Annotated in this window: 13 protein-coding genes; 7 read left to right on the top strand and 6 right to left on the bottom strand. The window is 36.3% G+C overall.

What is annotated here, in order from left to right; translation table 11 throughout:
- Nucleotides 1-2: 2 nt before the first annotated feature.
- On the bottom strand, nucleotides 3-2,231 hold the full coding sequence (locus GXM16_RS12425) for a DEAD/DEAH box helicase family protein (RefSeq protein WP_163394758.1): 2,229 nt from the start codon (nucleotides 2,229-2,231) through the stop codon (nucleotides 3-5).
- Between the two features lie 161 nt (nucleotides 2,232-2,392).
- Nucleotides 2,393-2,668: a helix-turn-helix domain-containing protein gene (locus tag GXM16_RS12420; protein WP_163394757.1), complete on the bottom strand. Its 276-nt coding sequence runs from the start codon at nucleotides 2,666-2,668 to the stop codon at nucleotides 2,393-2,395.
- Nucleotides 2,669-3,187: 519 nt separating this feature from the next.
- Between GXM16_RS12420 and GXM16_RS12415 the strand changes: the two genes are divergently transcribed.
- From GXM16_RS12415 to GXM16_RS12405, 3 genes are read left to right on the top strand one after another with little or no spacing between them, the layout of a single operon-like run.
- A complete protein-coding gene (locus GXM16_RS12415; RefSeq protein ID WP_163394756.1) occupies nucleotides 3,188-6,211 on the top strand; it encodes a SusC/RagA family TonB-linked outer membrane protein in 3,024 nt (1,007 codons plus the stop codon).
- 10 nt (nucleotides 6,212-6,221) lie between these two features.
- A complete protein-coding gene (locus GXM16_RS12410) occupies nucleotides 6,222-7,607 on the top strand; it encodes a RagB/SusD family nutrient uptake outer membrane protein (protein ID WP_163394755.1) in 1,386 nt (461 codons plus the stop codon).
- 11 nt (nucleotides 7,608-7,618) lie between these two features.
- On the top strand, nucleotides 7,619-10,270 hold the full coding sequence (locus GXM16_RS12405; protein WP_163394754.1) for an alpha/beta hydrolase family protein: 2,652 nt from the start codon (nucleotides 7,619-7,621) through the stop codon (nucleotides 10,268-10,270).
- Nucleotides 10,271-10,342: 72 nt separating this feature from the next.
- Here the strand turns inward: GXM16_RS12405 and GXM16_RS12400 are convergent, their stop codons facing one another.
- From GXM16_RS12400 to GXM16_RS12385, 4 genes are all read right to left on the bottom strand, one after another.
- Complete coding sequence (locus GXM16_RS12400) at nucleotides 10,343-10,636, bottom strand: DUF6520 family protein (RefSeq protein WP_163394753.1); 294 nt, start codon at nucleotides 10,634-10,636, stop codon at nucleotides 10,343-10,345.
- Nucleotides 10,637-10,734: 98 nt separating this feature from the next.
- Nucleotides 10,735-12,252: a DoxX family protein gene (locus GXM16_RS12395; RefSeq protein ID WP_163394752.1), complete on the bottom strand. Its 1,518-nt coding sequence runs from the start codon at nucleotides 12,250-12,252 to the stop codon at nucleotides 10,735-10,737.
- 80 nt (nucleotides 12,253-12,332) lie between these two features.
- Nucleotides 12,333-13,277 (bottom strand): helix-turn-helix domain-containing protein, encoded by a 945-nt coding sequence (locus GXM16_RS12390; RefSeq protein WP_163394751.1) that lies wholly within the window; start codon nucleotides 13,275-13,277, stop codon nucleotides 12,333-12,335.
- A gap of 46 nt (nucleotides 13,278-13,323) precedes the next feature.
- The gene (locus GXM16_RS12385) at nucleotides 13,324-13,707 is read right to left on the bottom strand and encodes a DUF7793 family protein (RefSeq protein ID WP_163394750.1); all 384 of its coding nucleotides are present in this window, start codon (nucleotides 13,705-13,707) and stop codon (nucleotides 13,324-13,326) included.
- A 242-nt stretch (nucleotides 13,708-13,949) separates the two neighbouring features.
- Here GXM16_RS12385 and GXM16_RS12380 point away from each other — a divergent pair, with 242 nt between their 5' ends.
- The 4 genes from GXM16_RS12380 (at nucleotide 13,950) to GXM16_RS12365 (ending at nucleotide 19,370) form a co-directional block, all read left to right on the top strand.
- Complete coding sequence (locus GXM16_RS12380) at nucleotides 13,950-16,385, top strand: aminotransferase class I/II-fold pyridoxal phosphate-dependent enzyme (RefSeq protein ID WP_163394749.1); 2,436 nt, start codon at nucleotides 13,950-13,952, stop codon at nucleotides 16,383-16,385.
- 90 nt (nucleotides 16,386-16,475) lie between these two features.
- A complete protein-coding gene (locus GXM16_RS12375) occupies nucleotides 16,476-17,327 on the top strand; it encodes an RteC domain-containing protein (RefSeq protein ID WP_163394748.1) in 852 nt (283 codons plus the stop codon).
- Nucleotides 17,328-17,555: 228 nt separating this feature from the next.
- Nucleotides 17,556-17,864 (top strand): helix-turn-helix domain-containing protein, encoded by a 309-nt coding sequence (locus GXM16_RS12370; protein WP_163394747.1) that lies wholly within the window; start codon nucleotides 17,556-17,558, stop codon nucleotides 17,862-17,864.
- 81 nt (nucleotides 17,865-17,945) lie between these two features.
- On the top strand, nucleotides 17,946-19,370 hold the full coding sequence (locus GXM16_RS12365; RefSeq protein ID WP_163394746.1) for a DUF3945 domain-containing protein: 1,425 nt from the start codon (nucleotides 17,946-17,948) through the stop codon (nucleotides 19,368-19,370).
- Nucleotides 19,371-19,374: the final 4 nt, after the last annotated feature.

Below are 19,374 nucleotides of genomic sequence, written 5' to 3'. Positions count from 1 at the left end.
TTTTACAGTTCGTTAATTATTGTGTCCAAATCCAAATCGTATTTAAAACATACATTTTCTAATGCAGTTTTAGAGTCGTAAAAGTTCATTGCTAAACTTGCAAAATAACCAACCCTTCTCAATTCATTCTTTACTAAATTTCTTTCCATAGTATAAAGCTCTGCATTATTATCGTTGAGCTTTGGAATAACAACCATGTCGAAAATGGTTGCATATGCTTTATCTTTATGTGTTCTTAAAAGGCGACCTCTTCTTTGAATAAATTGTCTAGGATTTCCGGTAGAACTTGCAAAAATACCGATTTCAGCCCTCGGAACGTCAACTCCCTCATCAAGCATTTTCATTGCAAAAAGCATATCAATCCTACCTTCTGAAAAGCCTTTTAATATGTCATTTAAGTTTTGCCCATCGGCAATGTACGAATTCATCTTTAGCGTCGTAATTACTTCATTACCAGCAATTAGAAATTTATCAAGCATTCTTTCTGCAGTACCATCCTCTTCATAAATGTAGCCTTCAGGAATATAGGTGAAAATATATTTTACTTTGTTTAAATGTTTAAGTTCTAGAAGAATATTTTTAAAGCTTTCTATTTTATTATTTGCTTTATGAATAATGTTTTTTCGTTTTAGCAGAAGGCGTTCAACCATCGGGTCTTTCTTGAATTCTCCTTTTTCAAAATCAAAATAACGAAGTAGTTTTTTAGAAATTTCAATATATTCTTCAAGCTCATCCTCATTTAATTCAACAATCATGGGATAGTATTTGTAATCTGTTAAAAACCCTTCAGACATTGCTTCTCTCATAGAAAAACTGTAAGTATAAGGTTCTTTATCATTAAAGAATTGATCAATAAATTCAGTTCCTTCAGGATCATAAACTCGTTTTGGTGTTGCTGAAAGACCAATCTTTTTTTTAATTTTTGAACTTGCTATGGATTTTTTGATATCATTCGCCCCCATATTATGTGCTTCGTCAGCAATTAAAAGAAATTCCTCTTCAATTTTTTTAAAATATTTTTGAAATCTGGAAGTTGTGAAACTGGCATAGGTAGATATAATCACTAAGTTCTTTTTGATACCACCGCAAAAATTACTGACGTAATTTGAGAATTCCTTCTCCCAGTTATTCCCTCCACCAATTTTAATAATATTCAGAAAATTGAAAGATAAAACTTCTTCTTCCCATTGATTAAGAAGCGCTATTGAAGGCACTAAAATAATAGTGAAATATGTATTTGTTTTTTTATATTCATTTAACACACAATTGAGTGAAGTTTTTGTTTTTCCAGTTCCCGTTGCCATACCAAAAACACCAGTGAAATGATTATCAACCCAATTATTATACGCATTCATTTGATAATCTCTAGGCTTATAAGGAGGTGGAAATCGTGGTTCATTGACAATTTTAAAAACGGTTTTGTTAAATTTCTCTCTTAGAGCATCTGTAACTTTTTTAATTTTATGCTCTTCTTCTGTATGTACTTCACTATTCAATTCAACAAGATTTAGCTCTTCATCTAAAAGTTGCTTTTCATCAAGTGAAATAGATTTTTGTTTTATTACATTGATAAGGTTCTCAGGGTTTAAATAAATAAAATCCTTTGATTCTTTTTTAAATATTTTTTCATAATCCTTGATTTCATTTTTAATATTGGCTCTTTCAGAAGCTTCTCCCCACGAACGATTAATTACAAAGCTTTCCCCATTACAAACTATACCTTTATAAGTAAAATTACAACTACCAACAATATTAATTAGGTTGTCTTCATCATCCCAAAATAAAGCTTCTTTGTAGTGCGAAATTTCGCCGTTTTTTGTAGTTACTGGAATAATATTTATTCTATCATGGTCAATCAAATATCGCAAACAATTATAAAAATGTTTAATCTGTTTTTTTGTTAGAACATCGTTAAGGCGCTCAATATCATTAAGGATATTTTGCTGAATTGAATTATAAAAATCAGGTTCCAAAACAAATTCATTATTAATTAATTTATAATCATTTTCAGAAACAAAATGATTTATTAGAAAATCTATTTTACCCCCATTATAAATAAATTGAGCAAAACCATAAGACAAAGTGCTTATTGAAGATGAACTAAAATAACCTAACTTAAATTGGATCCTCTTAGACAAAGGAATAACCTCACCAAAAAATTGTAATGGTATCATATCTCCAGACGAAGAAATTTTTAAAGTAACTGGAAATTCTATTTTTTTTAAACTCAATTTTTTTTAGTATTATTTATTACTTCAGAAATATTGATATTAGATTTTTTACTTATTTTTAGACTATTATTATAAAGAATAATTCTATTATTATAATTAGCAATACGAATAATCATTCAAAATTCCAATTTTATTAGTAATCAATTTGAACTTAATAATTGTTAAGTACTTCTATATGTATGATCAATTTCTTTGTAGTAATCTTCAAAGCTAAATTCTATATCTAGCAATTCCTTTGGATGAACTCTGAGACCTTTTGCGATTTCAAATATTGTATTAATTCTAAAATCTACCCGTCCTTTTTCAATTTTGCTGATTTTACTTGCATCTAAATTACATCGTGAAGCGATTTTTTCATATGACTCATCCTTTCTGATAAGTTGTATTTTGTCTCCAACTTTTTTACGTAGTTGTAAATTAACCTCCTTACTATCCATTATATAATTTTTGTACTAATTTGATTTTTTTTAAGAAAAATTTTATGGTCGAATTCGACCATGTTTTGAATAATTTTATATATTTGTATTTCAAATACATACAGAAAATGTATTTTTGCGATTCTTCAAGTAAAAAAAATTGAAGCATTCGCTTAGAATCTCGGCTCAAAACTTGGCAGTTTAATCCACGAGATGATAAGTAAGATGCTCACGTCTATTGGCGTGGGCTCGCTTATTCGTGGGAGGTCATGCCAAGTACCAGAGACGTTTAAGATGAGTACCACGCTTTTTTATGCTCAAAACTCACTGTTATTCTTGGCGATATTTCTCCTGTTTTTGTTTTAAGATTCGCATTATGAAGTCGAACTAAACGCTTTGTCTGTGAAATAAATTTATACTCCTTATGATCATTAAGCCGTTTACTTAATGCATAAAAAATGGCCCTCTGCTGCAGCGACCAAACTAGCGCAGAGGACCATAGCTAATCAAATCTTCGTTTAACTAACCAATTCCAATATTATGAATAATTATTCATTCTACAAGGATGGGAAAGCTCTTTATTGCCTAATTTTTATGGGTATGCTCTTGTCTTTTTCGTCCGTTTGCGCCAAAAATTTTTATCGGAATAATTTCTTCTTTATTCAACAGCATCAAATTCAAGGAACTATAAGCGATGGCAGCAATCCATTGCCCGGAGTTACTATTACTGTAAAGAATAAAACTAATTCTACAGCTATTTCAGATTATAATGGTCAATACAGCCTTTCAGCCTCCCCACAGGATACTTTAATAGTATCATTTATTGGTTTTAAAACCGCACTAATACTTGTAAAAGGTCGTACAAAAGTCGATGTCCAACTGATATATGATACAACCACTCTGCAGGAAGTTCGAGTTAACGCAGGATACTATTCTGTAAAAGAAAGTGAACGAACTGGAAGTATTGCTCGTATTACTTCTAAAGATATTGAGACACAGCCTGTAACAAATGTTCTAGCTACCATGCAGGGACGTATGGCCGGTGTTTCCATTACACAGACCACAGGAGTTCCTGGCGGAGGCTTTGATATAAAAATCAGAGGACAGAACAGTCTTCGTTCAGAAGGAAATACTCCGCTTTATATCATTGACGGTGTACCTTTTTCTTCTGAATCTATAGGATCCGCACAGACTAGCACATCTTTTCCAACTCGCACCAGTCCGCTCAACGGAATTAATCCAGACACAATTGAAAGCATTGAAATCTTAAAAGATGCAGACGCAACGTCTATATACGGTTCCAGGGGAGCAAATGGGGTAGTGTTAATTACTACCAAAAAAGGAAAACAAGGCCGGACAAAATTTAGCATCAACACCTCCACAGGAGCAGGAAGGGTAACACATTTTCTCAAACTGATGAATACAGAACAATACCTAAAAATGCGAAAGCAGGCCTTTATAAATGACGGACTAGCTGAATATAGTCCCCTTGATTATGATGTCAATGGAACATGGGACCAAAACCGTTACACAAACTGGCAGAAAGAATTCCTGGGAGGAACAGCACAAATTACTGATCTTAATGCTACAATATCCGGGGGTTCTGAAAATACTCAGTTTCTGGCAGGAGGCTCTTATCATACACAGAGCACTGTTTTCCCGGGCGACTTTCTTTACAGCAAAGGAAGCGGACAAATAAGTATTAATCATCAGTCCAATGATTCCAAATTTAAATTCTCTTTTTCAACTGGATATAATATTCAGTCAAATAATCAGCCGTCATTTGATCTAACATATGATGCCAGATCGCTCCCTCCAAATGCACCTGCACTATTCAATCCTGGCGGAGAATTAAATTGGGAAAATGGAACATGGATTAATCCGCTTGCAAATCTTAATACAGAATTTAAGTCCAAAACAAATGATCTCACAGCAAATACAATTATCTCTTATGAAATTTCCAGCGCGTTATCATTTAAGACCAATCTAGGGTACACTAGCCTTTTTAATGATGAAACACGTGTTGTGCCATCCACGATTTATAATCCTTCGCTCAACGTAACCAGTGCAAGTTCAATCCTGTTTGTTAATAATACAGGGAGGTCCTCATGGATTGTAGAGCCGCAGATAAACTGGAAAAAGGACTTTGAATCAAGTAGTCTGGATATTCTGGTTGGTTCAACTTTTCAGAGCCAGAGAAACAACAGAAATGTACAGTCAGGAACGGGCTTTAATTCAAATAGCCTAATGTACAATATGGCTGCTGCAAGGGTTATCCGTGTACTTAGCAATGATGAAACTTTATATAAATACCAGGCTTTCTTTGGACGCATAAATTATAATCTTTACCAACGTTACATTTTGAATCTAACGGCGAGAAGAGACGGATCAAGCCGTTTCGGGCCAAGAAACCAGTATGCCAATTTTGGTGCAGGAGGTTTTGCATGGCTCTTTTCTAAAGAAAGTTTTTTTAAGAATAGTAAATGGCTTAGTTTCGGAAAAATCAGAACAAGTTACGGTACGACTGGTAGCGACCAGATTGGCGATTACCAGTTTCTGGACACCTATACTACTTCGAGCGCAATTTATAATGGCATTACAGGGCTTGCCCCTTCCCGTTTGTATAATGCAGATTTTAGATGGGAGATAAATAAAAAATTTGAAGTCGCGGCTGAACTGGGTTTTCATCAAGATCGCATTTTTACAACGATAGCATGGTATCAGAACAGATCATCAAATCAGCTTGTAGGATTGCCGTTGCCTGGAACAACAGGTTTTAATTCCATACAGGCAAATCTAAATGCAGTGGTTGAAAACAGCGGGCTTGAACTTACCCTACGAACTGCAAATTTTGCACTTAAAAATTTTTCCTGGACCACTAACATAAATCTGACCTTTGCAAAAAACAAGCTGGTTTCTTTTCCAGATCTTGAAACATCGCCATATAGCGAAAAATACAGAATAGGAAGTCCAATTAATATTGAACTGCAGTACAATTTCAAAGGCGTAAATCAGCAGAACGGCATTTACGAATTTGAAGATAAAAATGGAGACGGTTTAATAACTTTTCCTGAAGACAAACAGACAGTTGCGGATTTTAGTCCAAAATACTACGGAGGAATTCAAAATCAGCTAATATATAAACGTCTTTCATTAGATTTTCTATTTCAGTTTGTAAAACAGAAAAACAAAACTTATCCAATGGGTCCTGCTGGAATGATGTCCAACCAGCAACAAAGAATTGTAAATAGCTGGAATCAGCCTGGAAACTCTACTCCTTACCAAATCTACACTACAGGCTACAACGATGATGCGCTCACGGGAAATTATTTACTGGACGAAAGTACAGCTTCAATTACTGATGCTTCTTTTATCAGGCTTAAGAATATTTCTCTATCCTATAATGTCCCTTTGAAACATAATGAAACACAGCTTAAAATTATGATTCAGGGTCAAAATCTTTTAACATTTACTAAGTACCCTGACGGTGATCCTGAATTCCTTAGTTACGGATTTCTGCCGCCTCTTAAAGTAATCACCGCAGGCATACAGCTAATTTTTTAAACAAATTATTATGAAGGCATTTTATAGAATAACATTGTATGCATTGTTCCTTACAACGACTGTTATCATTTCGTCATGTGAGTCTTTTCTGGAAGTGGATCTTCCAAAATCACAGCTTGCCTCATCAGCAGTATTTGAGGATTATAACACTGCTGAAGCAGCACTTCTTAATATTTATTCTAATATTAGGGATAAAGGCATTTTAACAGGTACAGGTCAGGGAATCTCAAATACTCTAGGCAATTATACTGACGAACTGGTCAGTAGTGAGACACCTAATAATTTCAGCGTGAATTTTTACAAAAATTCTCTGCTTCCATCAAACACAACTGTCAACGGGTTTTGGAATGCATCTTACAATCAGATTTATGCTGCAAATGCAATCATTGAAGGTACAGAGAAGTCTCAGAATCTTACGTTAGAACAGAAAAAACAGCTTCAAGGTGAAGCCCTCTTTATTAGATCACTACTCCATTTCTATCTTGCACAACTGTTTGGAGATATTCCTTATATTACGGATACTGATTACAAGAAAAACAGCTCGGTCTCAAAAACTTCCGTTGCCGTTCTGTATGAAAAAATAAGCTCTGATCTGAAAAATGCCTCAGAACTCCTTCCTTTACAGTATCTTGATCAGAACCGTGTGCGCCCAAATTCTATTACCGCTAAAGCTCTTCTGTCCAGAATCTACCTATATGCCAAATTATATGAATCTGCATCGAACATGGCATCTTCGGTTTTAAATCAGCAAGAGATCTACACGCTTGAAACTACAGACAAAGTTTTCCTTGTTACATCCCGAGAAACCATCTGGCAGCTTCAAGCGGGAGTAGCTGGAAGAAATACAGCAGAAGCCACTTATTTTACTTTTACTACCGTTCCACCTCCGCAGGTATCTCTTACAGGAAGTCTTGTAAACTCATTTGAGCCTGGAGATCTACGCCGATCCGGCTGGATAAAAACAGTCTCAAAAAATACCGCAGTCTTTTATCATCCTTTTAAATACAAAGAAAATAACGCCACCACTGTATCAAAGGAATACTCAATAATTTTCAGAACGGCAGAACAGTATTTAATTCGGGCAGAAGCAAGGGTCTATCAAGGTGATCTGATAGGTGCCAAAGAAGATCTGAATAAAGTCAGAAACCGTGCAGGGCTTAATGATACTTCAGCTGTAACGCAACAGGAAATCATTACTGCTTTAATCATAGAAAGAAGACATGAATTATTTACCGAACAGGGACACCGTTTTTTTGATCTCAAACGTACCGGGATGCTCGACAGTGTGCTTGGAGATAGTAAATCAGGTTGGAATTCAACTGATAATTTAATGCCAATCCCCCAAAGTGAACTTACTCTGAATAAAAATCTTATGCCTCAGAATCCAGGCTATTAAAATTTTAAATTATGTTATTGAATATAATAAAGAAGCACCGCAGAACCATTCAGTTCCGCAGGATGCAATGTCCATTTTTTTTATTTATTTTGCCATTAGTAGCCTGTCCTTTGTGGGGACAGGCAGTGCAAAAAAAAATACTTACTCCCGAAGAGTATCACAAATGGGGAGAAACTGTATTGCAAAAAATAAGCCCAGATGAAAAATGGGCATCTTATAAAATTGAATATGAAAAAGGCGCAGATACCCTATTTGTGCGAAATATTTTTAAAAAGACTTCATTTGCTTTTCCACATGGTGAAAATGGTAGATTCATGCAGGATATCTTTGTATGCATGATCAATAAAGAACTTCATATCCTTGACTTAAAAAGACTAGAAGAGAAAATTATTAAAGAAGTAAAATCTTATTCCTTCAGTGATAAAGAGTCGCAGCTGATTTATCAGATTGATACAGCATCTCAAAATAGCTTCCTTGAAATTTTTTCACTTAAGACTGGAAGGATTAAAAAGATTCCTGATGTTAGTGATTATCTGCTTAGTCCGACACAGCAAAAACTTTGGTTTACTGCTTCACGGACAGACGGCTACAGTACTGCAGTCATCAGCCTTAAAAACCCTGCTCTGATTAACTGGATTCAAAAGAAATCTCCAGAAAAATTTACCTCTCCCGTCTGGCAAAAACATGGTCAGGCTGTTGCATTTATAAAAGAATATAGTGATCCGGGCAGGAATATTCTTTACTTCTATAACATTAAAAACAATAAAATATATGAGCTTGGCCCAAAAACTGATTCTTTATTTTTCAAAAACTGGAGTGTCACAGTTAGTCGACAGCTGAAAATTATGATATCCGACGATCTACAAAGCATTTTTTTTGCCGTTAAAAAAAATACAGCTGGTGTAATAGAACAGAAAAAAATAAAGGCAGAAGTGTGGAGTACAAATGATAAATGGATCTATCCTTATGAAAAATCACAACAGGTCTTTCAAGGCACTTCAAAGTCGGCAGTATGGAATCCTGTTTCCGGAAAGACAAATGTAATTACTTCAGACGAACTGCCTGCCATTATGATGGACGGCGCGATGAAGTATTCATACCTTTCAAACCGAAAAGCATACGAGCCACAGTTCGAGTATGAAGGTCCCAGAGATTTCTATACGTTAAATTTAAAGACTTTTGAGAAGAAAATATTCTTAAAAAAACATGCATGGGATTCTGAGGCACTGAACCCATCGCCGGCCGGCAAATACTTTGCGTATTTTAAAGACGATAACTGGTGGTTATATAGCCCCTCCAGTGATACGCACACCAATATCACATCGGGACTTGGTGTCAAATTCAAAGGAAAAAAGCAGGAGCTTGTCCCTGAATCTGTTTACGGAAATCCAGGATGGACAAACGGAGATAAAGAAATTATACTGTATGACCAATATGACATCTGGATCATAAATCCAGACGGAAAAAAAGCAAAAAGATTAACAAAAGGTAGAGAGAAAAAAATCATCTACCGCATTATAAATCCTGACAGCAGACATCAAAAAGTGATCTATAATGGTCCGCTTCTCGAAACCATTGATCTTACTAAAACTTTATTCCTACTTGCAAAAGGCCACGACGGAAAAACAGGATGCTTTTTATGGAAAAAAAACGTCGGCGAGAATCAGCTTTACTTTACGGACAGAAGTACAGACCAGTTTCAGTTTACAGAAAATAAAAAAAGTATTATATTCAGGGAACAAAACTTTGACCAGTCACCAAGACTTCTATCCATAGATGTCTCCTCATCTGCTCAAACTGTTTTTTTTAAAAGCAATCCCCAACAAGAAAAATACTTTTGGGGAAGATCAGAGCTGTTAGAATTTCAGAACTCCAAGGGCGATACACTGAAGGGAGTGCTGTTGTATCCAGCCAATTACGATCCAGAAAAAAAATACCCAATGATTGTAAATATATATCAGGAAAAAGCATATGAACTACACATATATGAGAATCCGACTTTCTATAATGCCGCAGGATTTAATGCTACATTAATGACTTTGAACGGCTACTTTGTGCTTCTTCCTGATATCATATCAAAGGATCACAATGCTGGGATATCGGCCTTAGACTGCGTAACAGCTGCAGTAGCAAAAGTAATTAGTAAAAATCTTATTCTTCCAGAGAAAGTTGGGCTTATTGGCCATTCATATGGAGGTTATGAATCTGCCTTTATAGTTACACAGACTGCACTTTTTGCAGCTTCTGTTGCTAGTGGTGCTCCTATTGATCTAGTTAGTCGATATTATTCTGTCGGCAGAGAAGGTAAGCCGGAAATGTGGAGGTTTGAAAAAGAACAGACAAATATGGGAGGTTCTCCTTCTGACTATCCTGACCGATATGATGCAAATTCCCCAATCAGGCATGTATCAAAAATTAAAAAACCTGTACTCATCTGGTCTGGTAAAAATGACAAACAAGTTGATCATCGCCAGAGTTTGGAATTTTACCTCGCATTGCGAAGACTAAAGAAAAGAAGCAATATGATTCTCTATCCCGATGAAGGTCATTTACTGCTAAATCCTGAAAATCAAAAAGACATTACTGTCAGAACTATGGAATGGTTTAATTATTATTTAAAAGACGATCACTCGCCCAGCTGGATAACGGAGAGTACAAATTAATTTCATGTAAAAAATTAACATAAAAATGCAGTTCCATCACTGGAACTGCATTGTCCTGCTTTTAAAAAGAACTTACTGTCCATTCACTATACGGTATAATGGCTGAACACAATTATTCTGATCATCCGTTTCAAATACAGTTGGTCCCGAAGTAACATTGAGGCGACACAACTGCTCTTTTTCAATATCCGAACAATTTACAGGACCCTGGGTACATTTGTTGGAAGCATCAGGATAATATCCCTGTTGTATGGCGACAGTTTTATTCTTTGCCGTGCTCTGCATCGATGTGGTTGCAAAAGCTCCTGCAATTGCCAGAACTGCAACAGCAGCAGGCATCACGTTTTTAACAAATAAGGTTTTCATAATAATTAAATTTAAATAATAATCTGATCTACTTTTTTCTACAGGTGTTCGATCTGCTTCCTGAAACCGGCCGGTATATTTTTAGGTTTAAAATAATTTTATTTAAACTCTTTCTTTAGAATAGTATTCAGCTTATAAACTGCAAGATTGTTCCTCATAACCACATACAAATTTCCACCGTCTACTCTAAAATTAGTAAGCTCATTACTTGTGGTGCGATAAACAGGAAAACTTAAACGATATGTATTTGTATTTAAGTCATAAACATCAATTATAAAAGACTTCTCCCATAATTTTTCATTTTCGTATCTTCCTTTAACTGTGGAATGAACAAATAGCAGATTTTTATAAACAGCTGCATTAGCATTTACAACAAGAGTCGGAGAAGAAACTAAATATTGTCTGCCTTTATCTAATTTTGAAATTTTAAATTTCACAGTACTGATAGTATCTATCGTATGGCTTCTGTTGAGCAAGTATCCGTTTTTATCCGCAGTTAAAAATTCGTTGCGGTAATAATAGAGGTAAATTATTTTTCCAGTTTCTCTGCTGTATAAAAGTATTCCGTCTGTATCAAAAATACCGTCGCTTTGAGTCTGCAGTAGTTCTCTTCTGTACACTATTTTAGTGACGGAATCTGACTTATAAACACCTAATACATTGGCCAGATTTTTTGAATTATTGGACCTAAAGACTGCTTTTGTACTGTCAATGGGAACTATTCTTGTAAAATGCGGAACTCCCAGCAATTCTTTTGTAACTTTCCAGCTTTTTACATCACCTCTAAGCAGTACCGGAACTACGCCGTCAGACAGGTAAAAGTAAGGTTCCTGTACTGTTACTGTAATCATTTGAAAAGGGAATTTAGCCACATCAAAGTGTATTTTCTCTAATTTTTTGTGACTTAAATTTTTGTTTATTGAAAGGATATAGGTTGGATATTCGTAATTACCTATATATATTTTATCTTTTGAGATGCCTGCAATGTACTGTGAAGTGTATTTTAAATCCATCGAATTAACAAATTCCACAGGATGCTGCGGATATCTTCTTAAAAAGGGATTGTTTTCATGTATCATACTCTCCGATGTAAGATACAGTCCCAAAACAACTAAACTACTCATCGTTATAATACCTGCCTGCAGCAAGATTATTTGAGGTATTGTAATGTGATACTGCACGTAACACTTTAGCTGAATATTTACAAATGCGCCTAGAGCAGCGAGAGCTATAAAAAAGAGATTAAAAATAAGATGGACATTCCAACTCATTTTCTCTAATATTCCTCCGCAGCTGCAGGGAACAAAAGAACTGAAATTTAAAATAATAAATATATAGACCGAAAACATTGTCATAATGCCCAGCGAGGCTAGTAAAGCTGTTGTTCTATATCTCGGAATGGCAAGAAATGATGCTGTTAATAGTTCAGCAGCAATAACACTCCAAGATACCCAATCTGCATATACGCTCAATAGGGGAGACTGCCCTAACTGCACTTGAAATCTTTCAAAATCAAAAAGTTTACTTACAGCCGCATACACAAACAGCAGTATATACAGCAGGCAAATTACCTCTACTACATACTTTTTAAATCCCGTATTCATATTCAGTTTCATAACTAGTCGATTTGAATTCAACAATGTAAAATTCTGAATTACAAATCAATAACACTTATACAATCGGGAGCGATAATTAATTAAGAAGGATTAAAATCAATCGCTGAAAAAAAGCCACCTGTTTTATTCCGACCGAGTTCTTTTGGAGAAAAGCCAAATCGCTTCTTAAATGATTTAGAAAAATTAGGATAACTATTGAAGCCGTTCATAAAAGAAATATTTTTCAATGGAATATCTGTCTGCTCTATCATAAGATATGCTCTTTTGAGTCTCTCTTCTGTATAAAACTGATAAATACTTGTATGAAAAAAATACCGGAATCCATCTTTGAGCTTAAAATCATTTGTTCCAAAAAGTCTTGCCAATTCCTTTATTGACGGTAATGGCTCTGCCAAATTCGCGAGTACGTAATCATAGACACCCTGCATCAACCGCGCATCGGCTTTTCTAAAATTATGCTGCTTTTGTTCTTTTGTTTCGTATGATTCCGGAACAGCGTCATCAAGCTGGAGAAAGGGAGCTATGAAGCTTAGTACTGTAAACTTACCTTCTGACAATCTTGAAACCGAGCATTCGGCGCTTACTATCAGCTTTTTATATGTTATGAAATTTAGCGTAATGATTTCACCTGATAGAAGTATTTCCTCCAACTCTTTTCTCTCACGATCTGACATATCGGAGAAATCATCCAACAAGAATTCCTGTATTGGCCTGCTGAGCATTTCTATCGAATCATAACCCAAAATTTTCAACGCACCTTGATTTACATCTTTTATGGAATGGTTCTCATCTAGGATAAAAGTTGCAGGTGTAATCATTCTATGGGTAATATAGGGGTTGACAAAACCTGAATGAAAAGCGGACTCTTTAAGTTCTTCAGCTACCATATTGACTAGCACTACCAAGGTTTCAATTTCGTCGTCATAGCTACTCAAAGGGATTTGGTTATTGAAATTGCCCCTTGCCATTTCAAATAACATCTTGTGCATCGATACCATCCTCTGGCGGTTGTGAGGGCTTTTCATTTTTACAAATTATTATATAATGCTGTGTAAACTGTTAGTGCTATTACTAAACGAAATCCGTCAGATAATCCAAAGCCTCCTGCTCAACGGTAAAAATTCGTGTAGGCACGGATGGCTTGCTGATTTCCAGATAAAAAGTGCTCATAGTCATAGAAACGTTTTCACTACCAATGAGAGCGACTGCTTTTGCAAGCAATGAACCTGATTTAGCCAGATAGTCCCTGGCTGCCTTGTCAATTGAGGTTATTCCCCTTGTATCACAAAATACAGGAAATTGCCTTTCATTTTGAAATGCAATCCTGTCTGCAACTACACGCACGGCGACTTGTAAATCTATTGCTGTATTAGCTTTATATTCGAAAAAGAGGATTCCCCTTTCAATCCAAAAACGTGCATTTTGATTTTCAAAAGATTCATGTGAGGCGATCATGACCTGTTTTATTTAAACTTGAAATTTAACAAAAATATAAAGATTTAGAAACATTATCATTGTCAAATGTGGATTATTTCTTGCAAAACATCGTGATTTGTTGTCAAATCGGGAATTACCCTTGCCAAATTGGGAATAAAATATCTGTAAGTAAAAGCGCTTTCAATTTTTATAATGAATTTTAGATATCTAATTTTCAGACATTTACAAAAACACAAATCTAAACCAAAAAATTTATAGAAATGGCAAAAATAAAACACAACAATTTTATCGACACAGTAGATACTGTTTTTTCCAGTGCCAAGGATCAAGGCCTGTTACATCTTCATGCAGAAGGTACATATCTAAATGGGCGAACCATAAAAATTAAAGGAAGCGAAATGCTCCATTTCGGCACTACCGGATATCTGGGTCTTGAACAGGATAAAAGGCTAAAAGAAGCTGCAATAAACGCTATCAATAATTATGGAACACAGTTTCCGCTATCTAAAACTTATCTTTCACATCCATTGTATGCAGAACTTGAAAGCAAGATTGAATTGATGTATAATATACAGCCAATCATAACTAAGAACAGTACCCTGGGCCATATGGCGATCATACCTACCCTGATACGGGATGAAGATGCAGTAATTCTAGACCATCAGGCGCACTGGAGTGTGCAAAATGCCTGTCAGATCCTTAAGCTTAGAGGAATACCGGTAGAAATGATACGCCATAATAATCTCGAAATGCTTGAAGACAAAATTCGCATGCTCAGTGGCAAATCCGGCAAAATCTGGTACATGGCCGATGGCGTTTATTCCATGTACGGAGACTATGCACCAGTACAGGATCTTTTGAACCTTTCCCGAAAGTATCCGCAGTTCCACCTCTATTTTGATGATGTTCATGGCATGAGCTGGAAGGGTAAAAATGGTACTGGTTTCATCTTTGATGCTATTGGAACACTGGAAGAAAACATTGTCGTTGTCAGTACGCTGAGTAAGACTTTTGGTGCAAGCGGCGCTACATTTTTCTGCAGCGATCGTAAATTACGTGAAAAAATTAAGACTTTTGGCGGCCCCCTAACCTTCTCTGCGCAGCTTGAACCGGCATCAGTTGCCGCTGCAATCGCATCCTGTGACATACATCTATCGGAGGAAATATATGAGCACCAGGCTGAACTTGCAAAAAAAACAGCACATTTCAGTACCCTTCTTTCAAACAGCAGCCTGCCCTTAGTCTCTGAAAACGATTCCCCCGTTTTCTTTCTAGGAATGGGTACTCCAGCTACTGCTTATAATTTTACCAAGCGTCTTTTTTCGGAGGGCTTTTATCTTAACCTTGGTATTTATCCCGCTGTGCCTATAAAAAATACGGGAATCCGTATCACGATATCGGCACATAATCAAATTAAAGATATAACAGAACTTGCCCGTGCGATGGATTACCACTTCCAAAAAGCAGTGGAAGAAACAGGAAGCAGTAATGAAAAAATACGCCAGGCATTTAGAATGGATATCAGTACAAAACGTACATCTAAAAAACAGCAATCAGAACTGCTCAATATTGAAAAGCAAACAAGTATTAAGAACATCAATAAACAGGAGTGGAACAAGCATTTGGGAACTCATAATATCCTTGATTGGGGGGGAATGCTGTATCTAGAGAAAACGTTCTCCAATAGCCAGGATCAGACCAATAAATGGGATTTCTTTTATTATATAATCCGTGACCAAAAAATGCAGGTTGTCCTAATGACTTTCTGCACATTCGGAATCTGGAAAGATGATATGCTGTCCACTGAATCGGTATCTAGACACCTTGAAGAAATTCGGAAAACCGATGCTATGCACATGACTTCCAAAGTACTAAGTATAGGATCGCTATTTACCGAGGGGCAGCACTGCTACATTGACGAGAGTCATTCACTGGCAGAGCAATCACTGAGATTGCTACTGAATAAGCTGGAAGAATCATACAACTCTTTAGGGGCGGATATGCTCATTCTGCGTGATTTTGAGCCCGGATTCCACTGGGATGAAATGATAAGAAACCAAGGGTATTTTAGAATTGATATGCCAGAATCATGTGTTATTGAAAATAAAAACTGGCCATCAATTGACAATTACGGTTCCCTGCTTTCAACCCGTTCCCGTCAGCATTTCAATAGGGAAATAGTACCGTATGAAAAATTCTACGATGTGCAAATAAAAGATTGCCTCAATCAAGCAGAGCTAGAAAGGGCTTACGAGTTATATTGCAATGTAAAGGACCGCAACCTGGCCATAAATACCTTTTCGTACAGCAGGGAAGTATTTGAAAATATGAACAGCTGTCCAAACTGGGAGTTCATCATTTTGACCCTAAACAATTCAGCTGAAAAAGATTTCATCGGGATAATGTTCTGCTATAAAAATTCAGGAATTGTGTATGTTCCTGAACTTATCGGTATGGACTACAATGCTGGCGAGGGCTTCAACTTGTACAGACAGCTTTTATACCAAACGATCAAAAGAGCACGAGAGCTTCAAATTCCGCGAATCGATTTTGGCATATCTGCAAACTTTGAGAAGAAAAAACTTGGTGCTTCTATAAAACCTAAAGTGGCTTACGTGCAAGCCAGGGATAACTACGCTATGGAACTTATGCAGACACTGCAGAATGAAACCAATATTCCGCGCTTATCCAGCTAAATTATAATTCCAGCGAAAAGTGACTTCATAAATTTCCGGGCAGCAATGCCCCAGCTTTTCCTTGTTCAAATAAATCTAAATTCTGTTGTCATGATAAGATCTACATGTGAGAACGCACTTCAGGTTATTCGAAAAGCAGAACAGCAATTCAGCTTAGATCCTGAACATATAATTGAAAAATCCTACCATATGACTACCGTACTTCGAAACTTGCTTAGTACGGTAAAAAAAAATGTTTTAGAAAAAGGATTCTCTGATGAAAGTGAAGAGATTAATTTTTTTAAAAGTATTAAACCCCAAATACTCGGAAAACTCATATTCTATAATAAAGTCTTCCGCATTGAAGCATCCTGTCCTGTTGTAAGCGGCAAAATGCATCACAAATATTTTTCAAACGAGCTTAATTTGCTAAAACAAGAATATAAAGACCACTTTTATACCACAGACTTCTATCGATACTATCGTTCAGGAAGAACGGAATGGGACCATCATTTTTTTTGTCTGGGCAAGATAGACCTTCATGAAGGAGTTAATAGTTTTGTGTTTGAAATTGACACTCAATTTTCTACCTATTACGATTATAAGGTAGCGCGAATAATTGCCAACGAACTTCTCTACAGCTACCTGATCTCCAAAATTGAGCCTGACACGCAGCAAACCAGTTTTTTTTCAGATGGAAACACAGCTAACAGAGATTTTTTCTGGACAGATTCAAAGAATGCTCTGATTGAATTAATTTATGCACTTCATGCATCGGGCAGCATTTCTCACGGAAAAGCGGGAATTCGTAAAATTAGTATGGTCTTTCAGTTGCTATTCAGGATACAGCTCGGTGATGTCCATCATGCCTTCCATAGGATGAAAGACAGGACCGACAGCAAAAGCATTTTTCTGGATCAGCTCAAATCATCGCTTAAACAGCACATGGAAAAAGAGCTTTAGCGCATTTTGAAACTTGCAATCCTCCACCAATGTGATGCAATTGGCATTGAGTGGCCAATAATATATAATCGCTTCGGCATGTTCATCTGTCCTAACAAAATCAACATAGTTGTATAATTAGTGTAACCGTTAAAATTTTCACAAAACAGCATTTTACATTGGCTGGCATTGGCAATGAAAAAATTTTGCACGTAGCAACTTTGCTTCAATAATGCAAAACACACGGCCATGAATATAGACAGAATGGAATTCATTTCCTGGATGGAACGAATCATAGAACGATTCGATCTTATGAGCTCACATATCAGTGAACTTGAAAAAAAGCGCGGAAGTGTTGACGGCGAAGAGCTTTTGGACAACCAGGATATATTGCAGATGCTTAAGATTAGTTCCCGATCATTGCAGCGTTACCGATCTTCTGGAAGGCTCCCCTATTATACGATCAGCGGTAAAATATATTATAAGCTATCTGATGTACACCAGTTCATCAGAGAAAGTTTTAATGTCCGAATGCCGAAAGCATACGACAGGGAGTGAAAAATAATGCCAAAAGATTCCAGCTTCTAGTCAGCACTTTTTCACTCTTTAATTTCGCAAATGAATTTAAAATTTAAAATTATGAGCGAACAAATTAAAGAGATACTTAACACTCAGGAAGAATTATCGGATATACTGCTGGTATTTGATAAGGAGAAAAAGAAAATCCTGGCCGTAAAAGGCATTGATCAAAATGGCAATCTGGAAACCGTTGACCCTACCCGGAAAAATGAGAATCAGTTTATGCGGGTTGATAAACAGGGTGATTTGTTTTCGAATTTCTTTTCGAATTTTTTTAGCCAGCTGAAAAACCCAACTAATTTTTCGTTTTTCAAAATCCCGGCGCTGCTGGCTGTTGATACTTCAAAAGATATGCAGAAACACTTAGATCATCCCACACCTGAAGGTGAACAATTAATGAAACAGTACGAAGTAAAAAAGAAATATAAACAAGAAAATAAAAACAATATGGAAACAACACAGACAAATCCGGAAACCAGTGAATATAAATATAAACCGGAACAGATCGACTGGGAGACATTAAACAATCTTGGCTTAAGCAAAGAGAAACTTGAAAAACTAAATTTGCTTGATCCTTTACTAAAGGGATACAAAACAAATGAGCTTGTACCGGTAAGCCTTAACCTGGGTACTGCCATAACCCGAATGGATGCACGCCTATCCCTTAAACAAAACGACGAAGGACAGGTCGTGCTGGCCATTCACGGCATCCGAAAATCACCCAATCTGAATTTTCCTTTTTTCGGTCACGAGTTCAGCAAGGAAGATAAAGACAATCTACTGCAAACTGGCAATATGGGACGAATAGTAAATCTCACCAATCCGAAAAACAATGAAATCAGCCCCTCCATTATCAGTATAGACAGACTAACCAATGAGGTGGTGGCCCTGCGCACGGATTTCATTAAAATCCCTGATGAAATTAAAGGAGTAAAGCTTAACGAAGAGCAAAAGCAAACATTGCTGGAAGGGAAACCGCTTCCAATAGAAGGTATGGTCTCCAATAAAGGAAAAACGTTTGATGCATCGGTTCAGTTCAATGCAGATAAACGCTTTGTAGAATTTCTCTTTGACAGAAATACTCCTAACAACCAGCAGAACCAAATAGAGGGAGCACCAAAAAACTTTAGGGACAAAGAACTCGATAATGAACAATATCAAAAGCTCAAAGAGGGTCACACGGTTTATATCAGCGGCCTCGTGGATAAAAAAGGCAAGGAATACAATGGATATATCACTTACAACAAAGAAACCAATAAAACAGAATTTTCATTCCAAAATCCAGATAAAATCAAAGAACAGATAAAACCTTCGGAAGCGCATAAAACACAAACCGCAGTCAATTCCGAAGGCAAAACGAACGAAGCAACTAAGAACATCAAGGAACCTTTAAAATCAGGGCAAACAGTTCCTGATGAAAAAAAACAGCAGGAACATCAAGAAGAGTCCGATGCACCTGCTAAATCAAAAGGGCGTAAAATGTAATAAC

It is taken from the genome of Flavobacterium limi (genome assembly GCF_010645075.1).
In the GTDB taxonomy this organism is placed as follows: domain Bacteria; phylum Bacteroidota; class Bacteroidia; order Flavobacteriales; family Flavobacteriaceae; genus Flavobacterium; species Flavobacterium limi.
The sequence above is the reverse complement of the archived record's forward strand: the minus strand, read 5'-3'. Positions and strand labels throughout refer to the sequence as shown.